Here is a 20,055-nt window from a genome sequence, read left to right on the forward strand (position 1 = left end):
TATGCTACAAAAAATTTATGATTGGATCGACGATCGTATAGATATTACGCCAATATGGCGCGATATAGCTGATCACGAGGTCCCAGAACATGTAAACCCTGCCCATCACTTTTCTGCTTTTGTATACTGCTTTGGCGGACTGACATTCTTCGTTGTAGTCATTCAAATTCTTTCAGGGATGTTTTTGACTATGTATTACGTTCCAGATATCGAGAATGCTTGGAAGTCCGTATATTACTTACAGACAGAAGTGGCACATGGACAGATTGTTCGAGGAATGCACCATTGGGGAGCCAGTGTTGTAATTGTCATGTTATTACTACATACATTGCGGGTATTTTTCCAAGGGGCTTATAAAAAACCACGTGAGCTTAACTGGATTGTCGGAGTATTAATTTTCTTTATTATGCTAGGCCTTGGTTTTACAGGCTACTTATTACCATGGGATAATAAAGCTTACTTTGCAACACAAGTTGGACTGGAAATAGCGGAACAAGTTCCGTTTATTGGAATGCATCTGAAGACATTATTGGCTGGTGATCCGTCCATTGTAGGAGCGCAAACATTAACAAGATTCTTTGCAATCCACGTATTTTTCTTACCAGCAGCTCTATTTGGATTAATGGCTGCTCACTTTATACTAATACGAAGACAAGGTATCTCAGGACCATTATAAAAAGGAGGGAAAGCTGTGCATAAGGGAAAAGGCATGAAATTTGTAGGGGATTCTCGTATTTCTGCGGAAAGAAAACCTAACGTACCAAAAGATTATTCTGAATATCCCGGAAGAACAGAAGCTTTCTGGCCCAACTTTTTATTAAAAGAATGGTTGGTAGGTGCTGTCTTCCTTGCTGGATTTTTAACATTAACATTGGCACATCCTTCGCCTCTTGAAGGTGTAGCTGACCCGACGAATGCCGCTTATATCCCATTGCCGGACTGGTATTTCTTATTCTTATACGAATTGCTTAAATATGAATTTGCCAGTGGTAGTTGGACCATTATGGGTATTCTTGTTTTACCAGGCTTAGCATTTGGTGGTCTATTACTAGCACCATTCCTTGATAATGGTCCTGGTAGAAGGCCACATCAGCGACCAGTTGCCGTTGCAATGATGATACTTGGTCTTGCATCTGTTATTTGGTTAACCTATGAGTCAGCTGCTCACGTAAATTGGGAAGAACGGGCAGAAGCGAATAAACCTATACCTACATCTGAAGTAGAAATTGATACAGACGATCCAGGGTATGCGATTTATGAAAATAGTTGTCTACAATGCCATGGAGAAGACCTACAAGGTGGAGCTGCTGCTCCTGGCTTGATCGGCACAGAGCACTCAGCCGAAGAAATTGCAACTATTGCGGTTGAAGGAATTGGCTCCATGCCACCTGATCAATTCCAAGGAACTGATGAAGAGCTACAACAACTCGTTGACTTCATTGTTTCAGTTAATGAACAGGCGGAATAATATTTCTTAAATAAAACACCTTTACCATTTAAACTGGTGAAGGTGTTTTTTTACACGTGAGGAATACATAAAATTTTGAATCACTAGAAAAACGTACACTCGCTAAAAGACAAGCGAACGTGAGTTATTTTCATCTATTTGAAACCAAAGATAAAAGGAGAAGCTATGATTAACTACATATTACGTGATAAACGCTTTTTAGTTATATTATTTCTCATAAACTTATTCGGGACCATATATGGATTTATGTGGTATGAGAGTCAGCTTGCAATAACCCCAGAAATATTTCTCATCTTTGTACCTGACAGCCCTACTGCCAGCCTGTTTTTTACTATTTTTCTGTTGTTTTTTATCTTTGGTAAAAATGTTCCATATATAGAAGCGCTTGGCATCATAACATTATTTAAGTATGGCATATGGGCAGTTGTAATGAATCTTTTAACACTTGTAGTAGATGGTTCGCTTTCACCTGCGGGTTATATGCTAATGGCATCTCATGGTGCGATGGCCATACAGGGACTACTATATGCACCCTTTTACAAGTTAAAGCTTCGCCATATTGCTGTAGCAGCGATCTGGACATTGCATAATGATGTGATTGATTATGTTTTTGAAATGATGCCGATTTATTCATCCCTGACCGATTATATGAACGAAATAGGTTATTTTACGTTTTGGTTAAGCATTCTTTCGATATTTATCGCCTATAGATGTACTATATCTAAAAGCAACGCTTTAAAAGCTTAAATAGTTGTTATATATTTAGCTTCAAAACAATATATTAGTTGTAGAAGATATATACAGAGGTGATCTCTATGGCTAAGAAAAGAATTTGCTGGTTAGTGCTTATCCTCATAGGGATTAAAATAACATTGCTGACTACTTCAATCCGTATCATGGCCTATACACCTAGCGCAACAGCACAGCAAACGGATATGAAAGCTGATTTTTCTTTATTGTTTTGGACAATCGGAATTGTAGGTGGATGTATTGCTATTACATTAACTTATGTAAGCTGGAGAAAATATAAAGGGGAAGAAAAGAAGAGAAAGCAACAAGACAATATAATTGACTAAATCGACATTTTTGACTAAAATTGACCTTAAGGAAATTACTTTACAAAACATGGAGGAATGTAGAATGTTTGGCGGGCTTGGTGGGTATCTCATTTACCTTGCGCTCATTATGATTATCCCATTATGGGCACAATCAAAAGTTAAAAGTACGTACAAAAAGTATTCAAATAAAGCAACTTCCTCTGGGATGACTGGAGCACAGGTTGCAAGAAAAATATTAGATGATAATGGATTATATAATGTTTCCATTCAAGAGACCAAAGGAATGCTATCAGACCACTATGATCCTCGCAAGAAAGTAGTTCGCTTATCTTCAGGTAACTTCCATAGTCCTTCAATGGCAGCTGCTGCAGTAGCTGCTCATGAAGTGGGACATGCTATTCAAGATGAACAGGAATATGCGTTTTTAAAATTTAGAAGTGCACTTGTACCTGTAGCCAGCCTGGGATCAAATTTATCGTTCTTTTTAATCCTAATAGGTTTCTTTACTGGTATGATGGAACTGTTTCTATTCGGGATTATTTTTATGGCAGCAGCTGTTTTGTTCCAGCTTGTAACATTGCCAGTTGAATTTGATGCTTCTAATCGAGCGATGGGACAGCTTGTTTCGACAGGAATTATTCGAAATAATGAAGAGCGGGAAACCAAAAAAGTATTAAATGCTGCCGCTATGACATACGTAGCTGCTGCACTTGTAGCTGTAGCTGAGCTTCTTCGTTTCATTCTTATGTATGCAGCTTCAAGAGATTAAAATAAGCTTATAGCACGACACGAATATGTTTTCCAACCACTAAAAAGCCTAGCGGCCATTAATACGACCGCTAGGCTTTTCTTTTTTAATCATCATTTAAAGGATTTTTATTTTCATCTAATGTAAATCCTTCGCCTAATACATCATGGACAGTACTAACTGCTACGAAAGCATGGGGATCAATAGAATTAATTATAGATTTTAACCTGACTATTTCGTTCCTTGCAACGACACAATATAGCACGTCTCTTTTCTCTCCTGAAAAACTGCCTCGGCCATCCAAGACTGTAACACCACGATCCATTTCCTTAAGTATTTTTTCTGCAATTGCCTCACTTTGACTTGAAATAATAGTAGTCCCTTTTGCTGAATAGGCACCTTCTTGAATAAAGTCAATAACCCTTGCACCGACATATACTGCGACGAGAGTGTACATTCCCTCAACAAGATCCAGAATAGCGAAAACCGAAGTCGCAATAACGACAAAGTCAAAAAGAAACATTGTACGGCCCATACTCCAGCCGATATATTTATTAACAAGCCGAGCGATGATATCTACACCACCAGTAGTACCACCAAATCTAAAAATAATGCCGAGTCCTACACCGATAAACACTCCAGCAAACAAAGCTACAAGCGTCATATCATTCTGAAGTCCAATTTGAAATTGATATGCCTGGAAGATGCTTAGAAACACAGAGACAGCAGATGTTCCGATAATAGTGTAAAGAAACGTATTACGTCCAAGAAACTTCCATCCTATAAAAAATAATGGGATATTTAATAATATATTTGTAATAGCAGGATCCCATCCCCATATAAAGTATAGAAGAAGGGTAATACCTGTAAACCCACCTTCACCTAAGTTGTTTTGCATATTAAAATGTACGATTCCAAAAGAAAATATAGCAGACCCTAATAAGATGAATAGTATATTTTTTATCTTTAATCCAAACAACATGTACAACTCCTCTCTTTAATCTTTAATATTAAATTTCTTCCAACATAATTAGCAATAAGACTCCAATTCAATTGGAATAACTCCCAATAATGATTTAATTCGTTCACCTAACAGTTAAGGAACTTTCAACAAATGCAGTTTCACTTTATATCAATGCCCTAAATAAGGTAAGTCAGAGTAAAAAGTTTGTCAAATCATACCCTATTAGCTAACATGTTAGATAGGATAATGCTAAAGGGGTTTTTAATATTCATACAAATGACTATACCACAAAAGAAATGCAAAAACGTGTCGATGATTATATTTCCCAATTTAAAGAGGGCTATTTCTCTCCATTGAGTTTAATGGCAAGACTCTCCGAAGAAGTGGGAGAACTAGCACGTGAAGTTAACCACTATTATGGGGAAAAGCCAAAGAAGGATAGCGAACAGGCAAAGACAGTAGAAGACGAGTTAGGGGATATTTTATTTGTACTTTCCTGTTTTGCTAATTCACTAGATATTGATTTATCAGAGGCATTCAATATGTCACTTACAAAAATAGAGACAAGAGATAAAGATCGCTGGACAAAAAAGTAAACAACTTAGGTTACCAGTTAGGGAGGAAACAGACTATGAAGAAAATAATTATCGCAGGCCCACGTGGTAAAATGGGCTCTGAAGCAGTAAAACTTGTTCAATCACAGGACGATATGCAATTGGTTGCTTGTATTGATCGTAAAAATAACGGTAAGAGGCTAAAAGACGTAGACGGGTTGCCTGCATTAGATGTGCCCATTTTTGAAGATGCCCAAGAGTGTTTCGGTCAGGTCGATGCAGACATATTAATTGAATTAACTATTCCTGAACAAGGGTACAGGCATACAAAAGCAGCAATGGAGCATGGAATTCGCCCAGTTGTTGGTACTACAGGCTTTACTGAGGAACAAATTGATGAGCTAAAGTGGCTGGCTAGTGAGAGAAATATAGGATGTATTATTGCTCCCAATTTTGCAATTGGCGCTGTCTTAATGATGAAGTTTTCCCAATTAGCTGCACAATATTTTCAAGATGTCGACATAATTGAAAAGCATCATGATAATAAGCTGGATGCTCCCTCTGGGACTGCTGTAAAAACAGCTGAAATGATAAAGGAATCTCGTGAATATAAACAGCAAGGACATGCAAACGAGAAAGAGACCTATCCTGGAGCAAGGGGAGCAGACTATGATGGAATGCGAATACATAGTGTCCGCTTACCAGGTTTAGTTGCACATCAAGAGGTTATTTTTGGAAGCCCTGGTCAAACCTTAACGATCAAGCATGACTCGCTTAACCGTGCATCTTTCATGGATGGCGTTAAACTAGCAGCAGACAAAGTTATGGAAATGCAGGAAGTTATATATGGATTGGAAAATGTCTTATAGGGGGAAAAACGATGAATATAGCTCTAATTGCACATGATAAGAAAAAACAAGAAATAATAGGATTTACCATTGCTTATACTTCCATTCTTAAAGAACATAATTTATTTGCGACTGGAACAACTGGAAGTAAAATTACAGAAGCAACCGGTTTACCTGTTCACTTATTTCAATCTGGACCTCTTGGAGGAGACCAGCAGATCGGCGCGATGATCGCAAATAACGACATGGATATGGTTATTTTCTTTAGAGATCCATTAACTGCCCAACCCCATGAGCCAGATGTTAGTGCACTTATGCGTCTTTGTGATGTCCATCAAATCCCTTTGGCCACTAATATAGCAGCTGCTGAAATCTTTATTCGAGGGCTAGATCAAGGAGACTTAGACTGGAGAAAAATTATTAACCAGAGAGAGGAAGAGGAAAAACAGGGATGAAGAAGATAGGAATTACCTGCTATCCCACTGTAGGTGGATCTGGTGTTATTGCCACAGAACTTGGGATACGCTTGGCGGAGGAAGGGCATGAAATCCACTTTATCACATCAAGTTTGCCATTCCGTTTAAATAAAGTATATCCAAATATTTTTTATCATGAAGTAGAACTAAATCATTATCCTGTTTTTCAATATCCTCCTTACGATCTCGCATTGGCAACAAAAATGGCAGAGGTGATAGACAGAGAGAAGCTAGATATCCTACACGTACATTACGCTATGCCACATGCTGTTTGTGCTATTCTTGCTAGAGATATCGCTGAGCATGATGTAAAGATTGTCACTACACTGCATGGTACTGATATAACGGTTTTGGGAATAGATAATACGTTCCAGAAAATGATTAAGCATGGCATCGAACAATCTGATGCTGTTACAGCTGTTTCTGCAGATTTGGTAAGACAAACAGAGGAAATGCTACAAGTAAATAAAGAAATTGAAGTGATTTATAACTTTGTGAATGAGAATGATTACTATAAACAAAATATGCCGCATTTAAAAGAACAATATGGGATTAAACCTGAAGAAAAAGTAGTAGTTCATATCTCCAATTTTCGAAAAGTAAAACGTCTGGAAGATGTTATTAAGACTTTCTATCAAATTCAAACATCTGTTAAGAGCAAATTGCTTTTGATTGGGGACGGGCCTGAATATACCAATGCAGTTCATTTGGTAAAAAAATTGGATATAGAAGATCAGGTCTTGTTTCTAGGTAAACAAAAAAATATTCGTGATCTCTTGTCGATATCTGACCTTAAACTTCTTTTATCTGAAAAAGAAAGCTTTGGGTTGGTTCTTTTAGAAGCGATGGCTTGTGAAGTTCCTTGTATTGCAACAAATGTAGGTGGCATACCAGAAGTGGTCAATAATAATGAGACAGGCTACATCGTAGAACTCGGTAATACAGAGAGAGCTGCTGAGCTTGGAATTGCATTGTTACAAGATGAAGTGAAGTTAGAACAGTTTTCGCAAAATGCACTTCAAAGAGCAAAAGAGTATTTTAACTCAGATCGCATTCTCCAACAGTATTTGGAACTTTATAGTAGAGTATTAAATTAAACAATAGTGGTGATAAGATGCTTGACAGTCCATTTAAAGAAGCAATAGCTGTACTAAATCACATCGAGGAACACGGCCATGAAGCGTATTTTGTTGGTGGATGTGTTCGTGATTACTTACTTGGGAGAGAAATTAGGGATGTGGATATCGCCACATCTGCAACCCCACAATTCATTCAGAAGATATTTGATAAGGTCATCCCAGTAGGAATCGAACATGGAACTGTAATCGTCCGTCACCAACAAACATCCTATGAGGTGACGACCTTTCGTATCGACGGCACTTATTCAGATAGTAGACATCCTGATCATGTAGCATTTATTAGTAAAATCGACAAGGATTTAAAAAGGCGAGATTTTACAATTAATGCGATGGCAATGGATAAAAAAGGAAAAGTCATTGATTTGTATCAAGGCCGAGAAGATATAAGTGATAAAGTTATTCGTACAGTGGGGAATGGTTATGATCGGTTTAAAGAGGATCCATTACGGATGGTTCGAGCATTGCGTTTTGCAAGTCAACTTGGTTTTACACTTGATTCAGAGACCCAAAAACAGATCAAAACTTTAAGAAGAGAAGTAAATACCATTGCTGTAGAGCGTATAGCCATGGAAATGGAAAAGTTTTTCGCTGGCAATTACATTGCGGATGCTATAAAGGAATTACAATTAACTGGGCTTCATAAAAATCTCCCTGTTCTAAAGCAAAAGCCTGCTATGATAGATGCACTTCAGAGGGAGCAAAAGCCTTTATTTACTCTTGCAGAAATGTTCGCGTTTTTTCATTTGCTAGATCCGACTGTTAGCATTATGACTTGGATAAGAGAATGGAAGGCCTCCAATCAAACGAAACGTGATACCATAAAGCTTGTTGAAGCAGTAAGGGAGTTTCAAGAATCTGGGATACAAAACTGGATTGTCTATAAATTGCCAGGTGAGTTGTATGAGGGGTTTATTCGTGTATTAGTGGCTCTTTCCTGCCAAGCTGTACCATCTTTGCAGGAGATGTATAATATGGAAGACGACTTGCCCATCATGTCTCGGCAGCAGCTTTGCTTTAATGGAAATGATTTAATAGAGCTATTTCCTCAAATTGCGAAGGGGCCTTGGATGCAAAAAATACTCATTGAAGTAGAATACCTTGTGGTAATAAAGGAATTGACCAATGACAAAGAAAAAATAAAGGAATGGTTGAAATGGAATCCACCAGAAATAAGTTAATTAGATTGCTTGCAGACGCGAAAGAAAACTATATTTCTGGTCAGCAGCTTTCTGATCAATTACATATTTCCAGAACTGCTATTTGGAAGCACATGAAAGAACTTGAAAAAGATGGGTATGTTATCGAGGCAAAACCTAAAACGGGGTATAGAATTAAACAATTTTCTGAAAATGTAAGTGCCAATACTCTAAAATGGGGTCTTAACACATCATGGATGGGGAAAGAAATTATCCATAAACCAATAGTCACCTCAACACAACATGTTGCACATCAAGCAGCACGCGAAAATACACCACATGGAACAGTCGTCATAGCTGATGAACAATCCAATGGCAGAGGAAGAATGGATCGTGTTTGGCATTCCGAAAAAGGAAAAGGTATATGGATGAGTATCATTTTACGACCGGAATTACCCCCATATATTGCTCCTCAGCTAACTCTAATGACAGCAACTGCCATAGCTGAGGTGCTTGATCAACATGATACATTAAAACCTAAGATAAAGTGGCCTAATGACATTCTTATTCAAAATAAAAAAGTTGCCGGGATTCTGACAGAGATGCAGGCTGAACAGGACAGGATTCAATACGTCGTAGTAGGTATTGGATTAAATGTAAATCAGGAAAATACAGAAATACCAGACTCCATTCATTACAAGGCAACTTCCTTAAAAATGGAAACAGAGAAAGAATGGCCGATCGTAGAATTAGTGCAACAAATTCTTGAAGCACTTGAAAAAGAATACAATGCTTTTTTAGAGAACGGTTTTCCAAGTGTAAAGACAAAATGGGAAAACTATGGGTTTAGAATTGGTGAAAAAATTTCTTTACATAGTGGGAATAAACAAAAGAATGCCATTTTTACAGGCATTGCTGAAGATGGTGCACTATTGATAGAACCAACAAAAGGAAAAACAGAGAAAATTTATTCAGCTGAAATTGATTGGTTTGTGGAATAATAATAAATAGTCTTATACTGTACGGAAAATAAGGCAAAGACAGTTAGAGGGAAAGTGAGGTGGTCGAGTGGAACGTTTTGTCGTAATCGACCTAGAAACTACCGGCCATTCAGCAGTAAAAAGAGATAGAATTATTGAGGTAGGTATTGTGGTTATTGAACAAGACGAAATAGTTGATAGCTATGGCACCTTCCTCAATCCAGGTAAATCTATTCCAGAATTTATATCAAGTCTGACAGGTATTAAGGACGAGGATGTTCAAGATGCACCAACTTTTGACCAAAGGGCAGAAGAAATTGCTGCCTTATTTGAGAATAGTTACTTAATTGCACACAATGTCCCGTTTGATATGGGGTTTCTTAATGCGGAATTTGCCGCGGTAGGTATGGAAATTCTTACAAACCCAGTTTTAGATACGGTAGAGCTGGCTCGTATACTTTATCCTAAAGCTCCTAGCTATAAATTAGGTCAACTTGCAGAGTATTTGGGAATTCAACATGAGGACCCACATAGGGCATTGTCTGACGCCTATGTGACTGCCAAGCTTTTCTTAAAGTTACGGGAAAAACTCGGTAGTCTTCCTTATGAGACGATATCACATTTAATTCGTCTAGAAAAAATGTTTAAATCAGATCTATATGAATTACTTGCAGCTAGAGAAAGTGTTCTCGCCTTTTCAACTGATGAGAATCCTGAGATAGAGACTTTCCAAGGAATGGCATATAAAAAAATTAGGGAAGTAAAGCAACTCCCTCCATCTGAATTAGGTTCCTATGGGGATTTTTTAGATGCAATCTATGAAGATGGGGGATCACTTTCTCAGCAAATGTCGCGATATGAAAAAAGAGCAGGCCAGCGTGAGATGTCAGAAGTCATTTATAATGCATTTGAATCTAAAAGCCATGCCTTAATAGAGGCAGAGACTGGTACAGGAAAATCATTAGCTTACATACTCCCTGCAATTTTTGAGGCTGTTAAAACAGATCAACGATTGGTTATAAGTACCTTTACCACACAGTTACAAACACAGCTATTGGACGAGGAAATGCCACTTGTACGTAACCTTCTTCCTTTTCATTTTAAAGTGGCATTATTAAAAGGTAAAAGCCATTATATTAGCCTAGAGAAATTCGAGAGGGAGCTTTCATCCACAGAAAAGGATAATTATGATATTACACTAACGAAAGCTATGATCTTAGTCTGGTTGACCGAAACGACAACTGGAGATATCGACGAGGTTCAATTACCTTCTAGTGGCTATTTGTTCTTCAAACGTATTTCTACAGATACAGAAGCCAGTGTGGATCCACAATCTCCATGGTTTTTAAGATCCTATTACCAAAAAGCAAGAAAAGCTGCTCAGCAAGCTGATGTTGTGATTACTAATCATGCTCTCCTTGCAACTGACATGTTTCGTGATTATCAGCTATTGCCTAGTTATGAAAAAGTAATTATTGATGAAGCACACCATTTTGAGGAAACAACTTCCAAGCATTATGGCCTCAAACTTGATTATATGAATATGCAATACACTCTTAATCAAATAGGGGAGACCAACGATCCAAAGTTTATTGGTCATTTAATAACAAGGTACAGAGAATATATAGAAGAGGAATTTATTGATAAGTGGGACGACCTTATAATCGATGCAAAGTATGAAACCGATGATTTATTCCGTGGTATTTTCCAGTATGTTGCCGAACAAAATAAGCATCAAAAGTCACTAAGTGATATCGGGCGGACGCAATATCGATTTGAGAACAGTAAGGAAGATACTGCAAAATGGGATACTATACTGGAAATGACAAATCGATTAATGTTTTTCCTCCGCGACCTGATTTTTATTTTAGCAAGGCTAGATCAGATACTAGAGAAAGAATACCAGGATAAACATGATAAAAATGAAGTTCAGCAGTATATTGAGCAACTGCAAATATATATGGACCACTTGGAAAGCCTCTTTATAACCAAAGATTCGCCAATGCATGTTAAATGGATAGAAGTGGAAACATATGGAGCTAAAAATGCTGTTTATATATATAGTGAGCCCACAGATATATCTAGCTATCTTTCCAATGATTTCTTTGCAAAAAAGGAAAGCGTCATTTTAACTAGCGCTACTCTTACGATGAAAAACTCTTTTGCATTTATAAAAAAACGATTAGGACTAGAAGATGAAGATGCAAGGGTAGAAACAAAGAAAATTCCATCTCCTTTTTCATATAAAGATCAGGTGCAGCTTATGATACCGACTGATTTTCCTGATATTAAACATGGCAATCAAGACGAATTCATTTATGCCACCTGTGAGGCTATCTATTCACTTGCCGAAATCACAAGCGGGCGAATGCTTGTTCTGTTCACTTCCTATGACATGTTAAAGAAATCATACTACCTATTGAAAGAGATATTGGACACATCCACCTATGCTTTAATAGCGCAAGGGATATCAAGTGGGAGTAGGAGTAGGCTAAAAAAGAACTTCCAAACTTTTGACCAATCTATATTACTTGGAACAAATTCGTTCTGGGAAGGTGTTGATATACCTGGAGATGACTTGTCTAGTTTGGTAATCGTCCGACTACCATTTCAGCCACCTGACCATCCTATATTTGAAGCTAAATCTGCAAACTTAAAAGAAGATGGAAAGAATGCGTTTATGGAATTATCATTACCAAATGCAGTTATTCGCTTTAAACAAGGATTTGGCCGACTAATACGTTCGAACACAGATAGAGGAATTGTTTTCGTTTGTGATTCTCGAATCATCAACGCACGCTATGGCAAGTACTTTCTAGACTCTATTCCTGAGATCCCATTAACGAAAGATACCACACAACGTTTAATGCGAAAAGCCGAGGACTGGTTTTAACACTTGTCCTATTATTAGGTTGTAAAAAAACTACTGATGCGTCAATTGTGCATCAGTAGGAAAGATGGTATGGTATAGGTTGGAATTAATTTATTGAATTCAATAAAACAAAACACAATTGTTCGCTTACTTGGTATACTGTAATTGTGCTTTATCTTACATCAATATATCTATAGTATAAGCAAGAAGCCCTTCGCTATGTCTAACAAATTTTGATAAAAAAAGCAGTTCTTTAACTGGAGGGGAAAAGATGGATAATAAAATACAAACACTGTCTACAGTCAAGCTCCAATATTCATCAGATCTTTATAAAATTGTCGATTCATTAAATCGTACGCTTAAAGAAAATGATTTAATGTTCGGCTTAACCTTGGATGAAAATGATGAGAATCAGGCAATTTTCACCATATACAAAACCTAGCTGGCTAAAATGGAGCTTGCTGCTAGTGGGCATTGTGGTAATTGCAATAGGGATTTATGCTGCATTTTTGTATCATGACATAAACGAGAGTCGAACTGCCGGATATGAAACAACAAAAAAACAAGTCTTATCTGCTACATCCGTGACGGAAATTGAAAAAGTTGTCACTTTTAATGGGGCAGAGAGTTACCACGTCGTATTTGGAAAAACCGAAAAAAATGAGGGAAGACTTGTCTTTTATCCTTTAGAGGGCAATGAGAAGACTTTAACAACCATGAACGAAGATGAAATGGTAAGTGAAGAGAATATGCTACAAGAGTGGAGTAGCAGGTGTACAGATTGTAAATTTATTAAGATTGTACCAGGTATTGTTGATGAAAAAGTGTTATGGGAAATCACCTATCGTGATGCTTCAGATCGATATGTACTAGACTATTATGCCATTGAAGATGGTAGCCAGTATGAACAATATCGATTAAAACAAATGTTTAAATAGAAAGGTGTAAAAGTGAATGAACTTAGCGAAAAGAGTAAAAACATTATCACCATCATCCACTCTTGCCATTACGGCAAAGGCGAAAGAATTAAAACAACAAGGACATGATGTAATTGGGCTTGGAGCTGGAGAGCCTGACTTTAATACACCTCAATATATTCTTGATGGTGCTATTAAGGCCATGAAGGATGGCAGAACAAAATATACGCCATCTGGAGGGGTTCCAGAATTAAAAGAAGCCATCGTTAATAAGTTTCAGGCGGATAATCAACTTGGTTACAGTTCAGACCAGATCATTGTAACCACAGGAGCTAAACATGCTTTATATACATTATTCCAAGTGTTATTAGACGAAGATGATGAAGTTATCGTCCCAGCACCATATTGGGTAAGCTATCCAGAGCAAGTTAAGTTAGCAGGAGGGAACCCAGTTATTGTAACCGCTAGGGAAGACAACCATTTCAAAATGACGCCACAAGAACTAGAGGCAGCAATTACTGATAAAACAAAAGCGGTTATTATTAATTCTCCAAGCAATCCTACAGGAATGATGTATTCACAGGAAGAATTGCAGGCCTTAGGAGATATTTGCCTTAAGCACGATGTTCTTATTGTATCTGATGAGATCTATGAAAAACTTATTTATACAAGTGATAAGCATGTTTCAGTTGCCCAGTTGTCTAAAAGATTATTTGAAAATACCATTGTTATTAATGGTGTAAGTAAATCACACTCTATGACAGGATGGAGAATTGGATACGCTGCTGGTCCTTTGGAAATTATTAAGGCTATGACAAATCTTGCTTCCCATTCAACATCGAACCCAACTTCTGTTGCTCAATATGCAGCTTTGGCAGCTTATGAGCAGAGTGAAGACACATTAGATGAGATGAAAAGAGTATTTGCAGAACGATTAGATATGTTACACGGTTTATTAATTGAAATACCTGGAATTACATGTATTAAGCCTAAAGGTGCCTTTTATTTGTTTCCTAATGTGAAGGAAGCTGCAAGCAATTGTGGCTATGCTAATGTAGATGATTGGGTAGCAGCATTATTAGAAGAGGAAAAGGTTGCAGTTGTACCTGGCTCTGGATTTGGCTCAGAGGATAATATTAGGTTGTCTTATGCTACTTCAACAGAAGCACTTGAGGAAGCAGCTGAAAGAATTAAACAATTTGTTTTAAAACACCAATCATAGTTGCAGGAGGTAGGAAAGTGAAAATAACCATTTCGCAAGCACCAAAAAATAATGAACAAACGGTTACCATCGGAGCATGGTTGTCGAACAAACGTTCCAGCGGTAAAATTGCATTTTTACAGTTACGTGACGGGACAGGTTTTATTCAAGGTGTCGTTGTAAAAAACGATGTCAGCGAGGAAGCTTTTCAGCTCGCTAAAAATATAACACAGGAATCTTCCATGTACATAACTGGTAAGATAGTGGAAGATACAAGGTCACCCTTTGGATATGAAATGCAAGTAAGTGACATTGAATTAATTCACGAAGCAACAGATTATCCCATTACACCAAAAGAACATGGTACAGAATTTCTTATGGATCACAGGCATTTGTGGCTTCGTTCAAAGCGCCAGCATGCTGTTATGAAAATTCGTAATGAAATAATTCGTTCCACATACCAATTTTTCAATGAAAATGACTATGTAAAAATAGATCCACCAATCCTTACTGGATCTTCCGCAGAAGGAACAACAGAGCTATTCCATACAAAGTATTTTGATGAAGAGGCATACTTGTCACAAAGTGGACAACTTTACATGGAAGCTGCAGCGATGGCATTTGGAAAAGTATTCTCATTTGGACCAACCTTCCGTGCAGAAAAATCGAAAACGAGAAGACATCTTATTGAATTTTGGATGATCGAACCAGAAATGGCTTTTGTAGATCATGAGGAAAGCTTAGAAATACAAGAGCAATATGTAAGCTTCATTGCACAAAATGTGTTAGAGAACTGTAAATTAGAGTTGGATGTTCTCGAGAGGGACACATCCAAGTTGGAAGCCATTAAAGCTCCGTTTCCAAGAATCTCTTATGATGATGCAATTAAATTACTTCAAGAAAAAGGATTTACAGATATTGAGTGGGGCGAAGACTTTGGAGCTCCACATGAAACGGCAATAGCAGAAAGCTTTGATAAGCCAGTTTTCATTACAAACTATCCAAAAGATATTAAGGCCTTTTATATGAAACCACATCCTGATCGTTCAGATGTCGTCTTATGTGCAGATTTAATTGCTCCAGAAGGGTACGGGGAGATTATTGGTGGTTCACAGCGTATCGATGATCTAGAGTTAATGCAGAAGAGATATGAAGAGCACGGTTTAACTGGACAGGCTTATAAATGGTATTTAGAGCTTCGCCAGTACGGTAGTGTTCCACACTCAGGCTTCGGGCTTGGCTTAGAAAGAACGGTAGCTTGGTTATCGGGTGTCGACCATGTACGTGAGACTATTCCGTTTCCACGCTTACTAAATCGTTTGTATCCATAATTGTTTGATTGAATTTAAGAGTATAAAATCCCTTGCCTAGTACAGTGCAAGGGATTTTTGTTCCACTATGAAGTATCATTTTTAAACCCACAAAAGAGCAATGTAATATCGCAGAGTTATTCGAGTATTTTCTCACAGTGTCGTGCTATAATTATAATTGAGGTGCTACTATGAAAAAATCTTTACAGATTCAACAAATTTTATTGGATCAGATTCATATTCCGATAAAACTTATAACATCCTTCCAAACGTTAGGGCTTGATGAAAGAGATGTTATGTTAATTTTACAAATTCAACAATTTCAACAAAAGGGCATTGGATTTCCCACACCAGCTGAACTTTCCGCTAATTTGACAATGGATGAAAAAGAGTGCTCCAATATATTGCGTAAGTTTATTCAAAAGGGAATACTTGTCATTGAGCAGGATACCGGTTTAGCTACAGAAAAAATTAGCGAAGTTTATTCTTTAAATGAATTGTGGGAAACGTTATACAGTGAAAAGGAAGCTAAAAAGGAAGAGGAATCCACAGATGGCACGTTATTCATCCTTTTTGAGCAAGAATTTGGTAGACCATTATCTCCTTTTGAAATCGAAACGATTAATGGGTGGCTTGATGAAGACAAGCAGGCTCCATCTTTAATAAAAGCAGCCTTAAGAGAATCGGTTCTTATGGGCAAGTTGAATTTTAAGTATATCGACCGTATTTTAAGAGAATGGCAAAAGAAGGGGATTCATTCCGTAGAGCAAGCAAGAGATGCAAGTAAAAAATTCCACGGTAATCAGACTACTAAACAAGAAATCCCTCGTACCAAACGTGATACATCCTTTTACTATAATTGGCTGGAAGGGGAGGATTAGCCAATGCTAAATAAGAAACAGATTCGTTTTTGTCTTGATGAAATTACAAAAATGTTTCCAGAAGCTGCATGTGAATTAACTCATAAAAATCCTTTTGAACTCGTTATTGCCGTGTTGTTATCTGCGCAATGTACAGATGTACTCGTGAATAAAGTTACAGCGGAGCTTTTCAAAAAATATAAAACACCAGAGGACTATTTAGCCGTATCACTTGAAGAACTACAGCAAGACATACGTTCCATTGGTTTGTATCGTAATAAAGCCAAAAATATTCGCAAACTGTGTGATGTTTTAATTGAAGAATATGGTGGGGAAGTTCCGAGAACAAAAGCAGAGCTAGAAAAACTAGCAGGTGTTGGCCGTAAAACAGCGAATGTAGTGGCTTCCGTTGCATTTAACGAGCCTGCCATTGCGGTTGATACCCATGTAGAAAGAGTATCTAAACGATTAGGAATATGCAGGTGGAAGGATTCTGTAGTGCAGGTAGAGGAGACGTTAATGCGAAAAGTACCTATAGAAGAATGGACGGATACCCATCACCGATTAATTTTCTTCGGCAGATATCACTGCAAAGCACGTAATCCTGAGTGCCATACATGTCCGTTACTTGATCTCTGTAGAGAAGGTCAGAAACGAATAAAGAAAGAAAAAGAGGTAAACGCATAGAATCGCGTTTACCTCTTTTTTTAGCTTGAAATAGAAATTCAATTCTATTCTTCGTTGTCCCCATCATCAGAACCAGTATCACCGTCCTCGCTTTGGTCATCGGTACCATCTCCATCTTCGTCATTATCCGGGGTGTCGTCATCCTCATCATCTGACCCTTGGCCCTCGTTTTCTTCGCCGCCACTATCTTCATCGTTACCCTCGTCATTATTACCGCCATCTTCTTCCTGTGGTACAGTAACGCTTGTTGATTGGGATTCTCCCTCAACGCCTTCGTTTGCACCATTTTGGCCAATAGGTGTTACAACGATGTCATAAGTTTGGCCTGGGGTTGCACCACCAATCTCAATACCGTTTGCCTCAACTGTTTGTGATTGATTATTAACCGTAACTTTAAAGGCTGCGGGTGGGCCATTATAATTCCACGAGACATCAATGACACCATTATCTTCATTGTATTGAGCAGATAAACCACTTACAGGTGGAATATTTCCTTCTTCTTCTTCTTCGTCACCATCTCCAGGGATAGTAACCGAAGTTGTAGCAGCTTCACTTCGCATATCTTCATCGTTACTCGCTGCTACTACCTGAATTGTATAGGTCGTACCTGGCTCTACTTCTGATATTTCCATAGAGGTATCTTCTGTGGTAGAAAGACTTTGCATTTGCCCGTCATCTACCTGTGCACTAACTTCAAAGGAGACATCAGCTTCTTCATCATAGTTCCATGAAACTTCTATTGAGTTATTACCTTCATTGTAACTTGCAGACAACCCACTTACAGCATCAAGTTCATCAAATTTCTCCGATGTATCATCTGGTTCTGTACCCTTTACAAATAGCTCTGTCACAATTTGTGATGAAGGGGTGTATTCACTAGGTTTTGCTGCAGGGCGGGAGCCTTTTTCTACTTTCGCCTCCACAACAGAATTTGGTTTCACAAAATCACTATTATCAACATTCTTCGATATCTCTGCCATCGTATTACTGAATAGGGCATGCGGTATTCTCGTTTGCCCATCTGGAATGGCCGATCGATTACCTTCCTCGTTTGTATAACCACCAGTCCAGACAGAAATAGTGTAATTCGTTGAGTAGCCAGTAAACCAGGAGTCGGGACTCCCTGACTCATCAGGTAAACTTGTTGTACCGGTTTTTCCTGCAACTGGTACTCCAGGTACATTAGCAGCAGTACCAGTTCCGTCTGTAATTACCGTTTTTAACATATCCGTAATCATGTAGGCAGTGTAATCTGCCATTACGGCTTCAGCTTCCGGTTTTATTTCAACCGTTCTGCCATCCGGAAATTCCACACTGGTAACAGCATATGGATCGTTATATAATCCTTCATTTCCAAAAGCTCGGTAAGCTCCAGCCATTTGTAACGGTGTTACATTTGTTTTGCTTCCTCCAATGGCGTCACCTACCACGATAGGATCATTAGCGAACTCAATGCCTAGACCCTCCGCAAAACCTTGTGCTTTCTTATATCCAACTTCTTCTAATGTTTTAACAGCAGGAACGTTAAGAGATTGATTTAGTGCATGTCTTGCACTCATCCAACCTGCATAGCTTCGGTTCCAGTTTCTAATTGGATTACTACCGCCATAATCAAATGGTTTATCATCGTTTATTTGATGGTAGGTGGACATTTTATTGTATTCGATCGCTGGACCGTAAGCAACAAGTGGTTTCATGGTCGAACCAGGCTGTTGACCACCTTGTATAGCAAAGTTGTAACCAGTACCATCTCCATTCCTGCTACCACCGATTGCTCGAATCGCACCATTTTTTGTGTCTAACACTGTCATTCCAGCTTGCATTTCATCATCAGGATAGGGGATAGGGTTTTCTTCACTATCTGTAAGTAAGAACTCCACATGGTCTTGGATACTTGTATCAATGGTTGTATGAATTTTTAAACCATCTGAGTAAATATCTGCACCATCTACTTTTTGCTCCACTTCACGCTGTACTTGTTTTAGAAAGTCCTTATAAGGAATAGAATTTTCGCTTACTCCTACTAGCATGGATGGGATATCCACTTCTCTTGCTTCATCCGCTTCTTCTTGGGAAATCTTTCCATGGCGTACCATGAGAGTAAGCACTGTGTTCATTCGTTCTTTCGTTAATTCAGGACTTTCATAAGGATTATAAGCAGTTGGTCTTTGCGGAAGACCTGCTAATATAGCAGCTTCTGGAAGGGTAAGCTCACTCAAATCTTTCTTACCAAAATATACTTCAGCTGCTCTTGCTACTCCATATGCATTACTACCGTAGAAAATTTTATTTAAATACATTTCCATTATTTCCTCTTTGGAGTATTCACGTTCTAATTTCAAAGCAAGCCATTGTTCTTGAACCTTTAAACTGACTTTCTTTTCAGCTGATAAAAAGGATTTTTCTACGACCTGTTGGGTAATGGTACTTGCGCCCTCTGATCCAAATCCATTTTTAAAGTTAGCTAGAACTGCTCCGCCGATACGGCGCAAATCAATACCGGAATGCTCAAAAAATCGGGCATCCTCTGTGGCTGTAACGGCATCCACGAGCACCTTTGGTAAGTCGTCGTAACTAACTTTTGTTCTTTTCTCATCTCCTAAAGTTGCAAAAACTTCACCATTCATATCTAAAACTTGTGATGCCAGTGGATCGGAAAGTTTTGATTCATCAAGATCAGGAGCCGTAGCAATCCAATAAGCAGCTGTTGCTCCTGCTCCTAGTCCCATTATGACAAAAATAAGTAGCAATATAAGTAGGGTTTTTTTCCAAACTGGTTTTTTCTTCGCTTTTTTTTGTTTTCTTCTAGCTGTACGAGATTGGCTATTGTTGGCCAT

General features: G+C 38.1%; 20 protein-coding genes. 18 read left to right on the forward strand and 2 right to left on the reverse strand.

The genetic code is table 11. The features are described 5' to 3' along the window. Position 1 precedes the first annotated feature (1 nt). The 5 genes from qcrB to BN985_RS11515 all read left to right on the forward strand — a co-directional run bounded on the left by qcrB (position 2) and on the right by BN985_RS11515 (position 3,295). Positions 2 to 676 carry a menaquinol-cytochrome c reductase cytochrome b subunit gene (qcrB, locus tag BN985_RS11495; RefSeq protein WP_042223601.1) on the forward strand — a complete coding sequence of 225 codons (675 nt, stop codon included), beginning with the start codon at positions 2 to 4 and terminating at the stop codon, positions 674 to 676. A gap of 15 nt (positions 677 to 691) precedes the next feature. After that, complete coding sequence (locus BN985_RS11500) at positions 692 to 1,468, forward strand: menaquinol-cytochrome c reductase cytochrome b/c subunit (protein ID WP_042223602.1); 777 nt, start codon at positions 692 to 694, stop codon at positions 1,466 to 1,468. Positions 1,469 to 1,633: 165 nt separating this feature from the next. Further along, positions 1,634 to 2,215 (forward strand): lipoprotein heptaprenylglyceryl N-acetyltransferase LhaT, encoded by a 582-nt coding sequence (gene lhaT, locus BN985_RS11505; protein WP_042223603.1) that lies wholly within the window; start codon positions 1,634 to 1,636, stop codon positions 2,213 to 2,215. A 68-nt stretch (positions 2,216 to 2,283) separates the two neighbouring features. Then, positions 2,284 to 2,544 (forward strand): sporulation protein YpjB, encoded by a 261-nt coding sequence (locus BN985_RS19495; RefSeq protein WP_042223604.1) that lies wholly within the window; start codon positions 2,284 to 2,286, stop codon positions 2,542 to 2,544. 64 nt (positions 2,545 to 2,608) lie between these two features. Then, positions 2,609 to 3,295, forward strand: coding sequence for a zinc metallopeptidase (locus BN985_RS11515; RefSeq protein ID WP_042223605.1), 687 nt, complete (start codon positions 2,609 to 2,611; stop codon positions 3,293 to 3,295). Positions 3,296 to 3,380: 85 nt separating this feature from the next. On the opposite strand, the gene BN985_RS11520 is transcribed toward BN985_RS11515, so the two are convergent. After that, positions 3,381 to 4,256 carry a YitT family protein gene (locus tag BN985_RS11520; RefSeq protein WP_198030000.1) on the reverse strand — a complete coding sequence of 292 codons (876 nt, stop codon included), beginning with the start codon at positions 4,254 to 4,256 and terminating at the stop codon, positions 3,381 to 3,383. 278 nt (positions 4,257 to 4,534) lie between these two features. Between BN985_RS11520 and BN985_RS11525 the strand changes: the two genes are divergently transcribed. The 13 genes from BN985_RS11525 (at position 4,535) to nth (ending at position 17,218) form a co-directional block, all read left to right on the forward strand. Further along, the gene (locus BN985_RS11525; RefSeq protein ID WP_042223606.1) at positions 4,535 to 4,834 is read left to right on the forward strand and encodes a nucleotide pyrophosphohydrolase; all 300 of its coding nucleotides are present in this window, start codon (positions 4,535 to 4,537) and stop codon (positions 4,832 to 4,834) included. 35 nt (positions 4,835 to 4,869) lie between these two features. Further along, positions 4,870 to 5,661, forward strand: coding sequence for a 4-hydroxy-tetrahydrodipicolinate reductase (gene dapB / locus BN985_RS11530; RefSeq protein ID WP_042223607.1), 792 nt, complete (start codon positions 4,870 to 4,872; stop codon positions 5,659 to 5,661). Between the two features lie 11 nt (positions 5,662 to 5,672). After that, on the forward strand, positions 5,673 to 6,095 hold the full coding sequence (gene mgsA, locus BN985_RS11535) for a methylglyoxal synthase (RefSeq protein WP_042223608.1): 423 nt from the start codon (positions 5,673 to 5,675) through the stop codon (positions 6,093 to 6,095). Continuing rightward, on the forward strand, positions 6,092 to 7,213 hold the full coding sequence (gene bshA / locus BN985_RS11540; protein WP_042223609.1) for an N-acetyl-alpha-D-glucosaminyl L-malate synthase BshA: 1,122 nt from the start codon (positions 6,092 to 6,094) through the stop codon (positions 7,211 to 7,213). The genes mgsA and bshA overlap by 4 nt, the downstream gene beginning before the upstream one ends. A 17-nt stretch (positions 7,214 to 7,230) precedes the next feature. Continuing rightward, positions 7,231 to 8,433, forward strand: a complete 1,203-nt coding sequence (locus BN985_RS11545; protein ID WP_042223610.1) for a CCA tRNA nucleotidyltransferase — start codon at positions 7,231 to 7,233, stop codon at positions 8,431 to 8,433. Further along, positions 8,409 to 9,392 carry a biotin--[acetyl-CoA-carboxylase] ligase gene (locus BN985_RS11550; protein ID WP_042223611.1) on the forward strand — a complete coding sequence of 328 codons (984 nt, stop codon included), beginning with the start codon at positions 8,409 to 8,411 and terminating at the stop codon, positions 9,390 to 9,392. The genes BN985_RS11545 and BN985_RS11550 overlap by 25 nt, the downstream gene beginning before the upstream one ends. Positions 9,393 to 9,459: 67 nt before the next feature. Then, on the forward strand, positions 9,460 to 12,264 hold the full coding sequence (gene dinG / locus BN985_RS11555; protein ID WP_042223612.1) for an ATP-dependent DNA helicase DinG: 2,805 nt from the start codon (positions 9,460 to 9,462) through the stop codon (positions 12,262 to 12,264). Between the two features lie 250 nt (positions 12,265 to 12,514). Then, positions 12,515 to 12,685: a YpmA family protein gene (locus BN985_RS11560; RefSeq protein ID WP_084157533.1), complete on the forward strand. Its 171-nt coding sequence runs from the start codon at positions 12,515 to 12,517 to the stop codon at positions 12,683 to 12,685. A gap of 25 nt (positions 12,686 to 12,710) precedes the next feature. Further along, positions 12,711 to 13,181: a cell wall elongation regulator TseB-like domain-containing protein gene (locus BN985_RS11565; protein WP_052360676.1), complete on the forward strand. Its 471-nt coding sequence runs from the start codon at positions 12,711 to 12,713 to the stop codon at positions 13,179 to 13,181. Positions 13,182 to 13,197: 16 nt separating this feature from the next. Next, positions 13,198 to 14,382 (forward strand): pyridoxal phosphate-dependent aminotransferase, encoded by a 1,185-nt coding sequence (locus tag BN985_RS11570; RefSeq protein ID WP_042223614.1) that lies wholly within the window; start codon positions 13,198 to 13,200, stop codon positions 14,380 to 14,382. Between the two features lie 17 nt (positions 14,383 to 14,399). Continuing rightward, on the forward strand, positions 14,400 to 15,692 hold the full coding sequence (gene asnS / locus BN985_RS11575; RefSeq protein ID WP_042223615.1) for an asparagine--tRNA ligase: 1,293 nt from the start codon (positions 14,400 to 14,402) through the stop codon (positions 15,690 to 15,692). A gap of 170 nt (positions 15,693 to 15,862) precedes the next feature. Continuing rightward, positions 15,863 to 16,552, forward strand: a complete 690-nt coding sequence (locus tag BN985_RS11580) for a DnaD domain-containing protein (protein WP_042223616.1) — start codon at positions 15,863 to 15,865, stop codon at positions 16,550 to 16,552. A gap of 3 nt (positions 16,553 to 16,555) precedes the next feature. After that, positions 16,556 to 17,218 carry an endonuclease III gene (gene nth / locus BN985_RS11585; RefSeq protein ID WP_042223617.1) on the forward strand — a complete coding sequence of 221 codons (663 nt, stop codon included), beginning with the start codon at positions 16,556 to 16,558 and terminating at the stop codon, positions 17,216 to 17,218. A gap of 44 nt (positions 17,219 to 17,262) precedes the next feature. Here the strand turns inward: nth and BN985_RS11590 are convergent, their stop codons facing one another. Continuing rightward, positions 17,263 to 20,055, reverse strand: coding sequence for a PBP1A family penicillin-binding protein (locus BN985_RS11590; protein ID WP_042223618.1), 2,793 nt, complete (start codon positions 20,053 to 20,055; stop codon positions 17,263 to 17,265).

This window comes from Oceanobacillus manasiensis (assembly GCF_000724085.1).
Lineage (GTDB): Bacteria > Bacillota > Bacilli > Bacillales > Amphibacillaceae > Oceanobacillus_B > Oceanobacillus_B manasiensis.

What these genes read in the sequence shown, in the direction of transcription:
- qcrB (WP_042223601.1), top strand. Translation starts at nt 2, where the DNA reads ATGCTACAAAAAATTTATGATTGGATCGACGATCGTATAGATATTACG.
- lhaT (WP_042223603.1), top strand. Translation starts at nt 1,634, where the DNA reads ATGATTAACTACATATTACGTGATAAACGCTTTTTAGTTATATTATTT.
- BN985_RS19495 (WP_042223604.1), top strand. Translation starts at nt 2,284, where the DNA reads ATGGCTAAGAAAAGAATTTGCTGGTTAGTGCTTATCCTCATAGGGATT.
- BN985_RS11515 (WP_042223605.1), top strand. Translation starts at nt 2,609, where the DNA reads ATGTTTGGCGGGCTTGGTGGGTATCTCATTTACCTTGCGCTCATTATG.
- BN985_RS11520 (WP_198030000.1), bottom strand. Translation starts at nt 4,256, where the DNA reads ATGTTGTTTGGATTAAAGATAAAAAATATACTATTCATCTTATTAGGG.
- BN985_RS11525 (WP_042223606.1), top strand. Translation starts at nt 4,535, where the DNA reads ATGCAAAAACGTGTCGATGATTATATTTCCCAATTTAAAGAGGGCTAT.
- dapB (WP_042223607.1), top strand. Translation starts at nt 4,870, where the DNA reads ATGAAGAAAATAATTATCGCAGGCCCACGTGGTAAAATGGGCTCTGAA.
- mgsA (WP_042223608.1), top strand. Translation starts at nt 5,673, where the DNA reads ATGAATATAGCTCTAATTGCACATGATAAGAAAAAACAAGAAATAATA.
- bshA (WP_042223609.1), top strand. Translation starts at nt 6,092, where the DNA reads ATGAAGAAGATAGGAATTACCTGCTATCCCACTGTAGGTGGATCTGGT.
- BN985_RS11545 (WP_042223610.1), top strand. Translation starts at nt 7,231, where the DNA reads ATGCTTGACAGTCCATTTAAAGAAGCAATAGCTGTACTAAATCACATC.
- BN985_RS11550 (WP_042223611.1), top strand. Translation starts at nt 8,409, where the DNA reads ATGGAATCCACCAGAAATAAGTTAATTAGATTGCTTGCAGACGCGAAA.
- BN985_RS11560 (WP_084157533.1), top strand. Translation starts at nt 12,515, where the DNA reads ATGGATAATAAAATACAAACACTGTCTACAGTCAAGCTCCAATATTCA.
- BN985_RS11570 (WP_042223614.1), top strand. Translation starts at nt 13,198, where the DNA reads ATGAACTTAGCGAAAAGAGTAAAAACATTATCACCATCATCCACTCTT.
- BN985_RS11580 (WP_042223616.1), top strand. Translation starts at nt 15,863, where the DNA reads ATGAAAAAATCTTTACAGATTCAACAAATTTTATTGGATCAGATTCAT.
- nth (WP_042223617.1), top strand. Translation starts at nt 16,556, where the DNA reads ATGCTAAATAAGAAACAGATTCGTTTTTGTCTTGATGAAATTACAAAA.
- BN985_RS11590 (WP_042223618.1), bottom strand. Translation starts at nt 20,055, where the DNA reads ATGGCCAACAATAGCCAATCTCGTACAGCTAGAAGAAAACAAAAAAAA.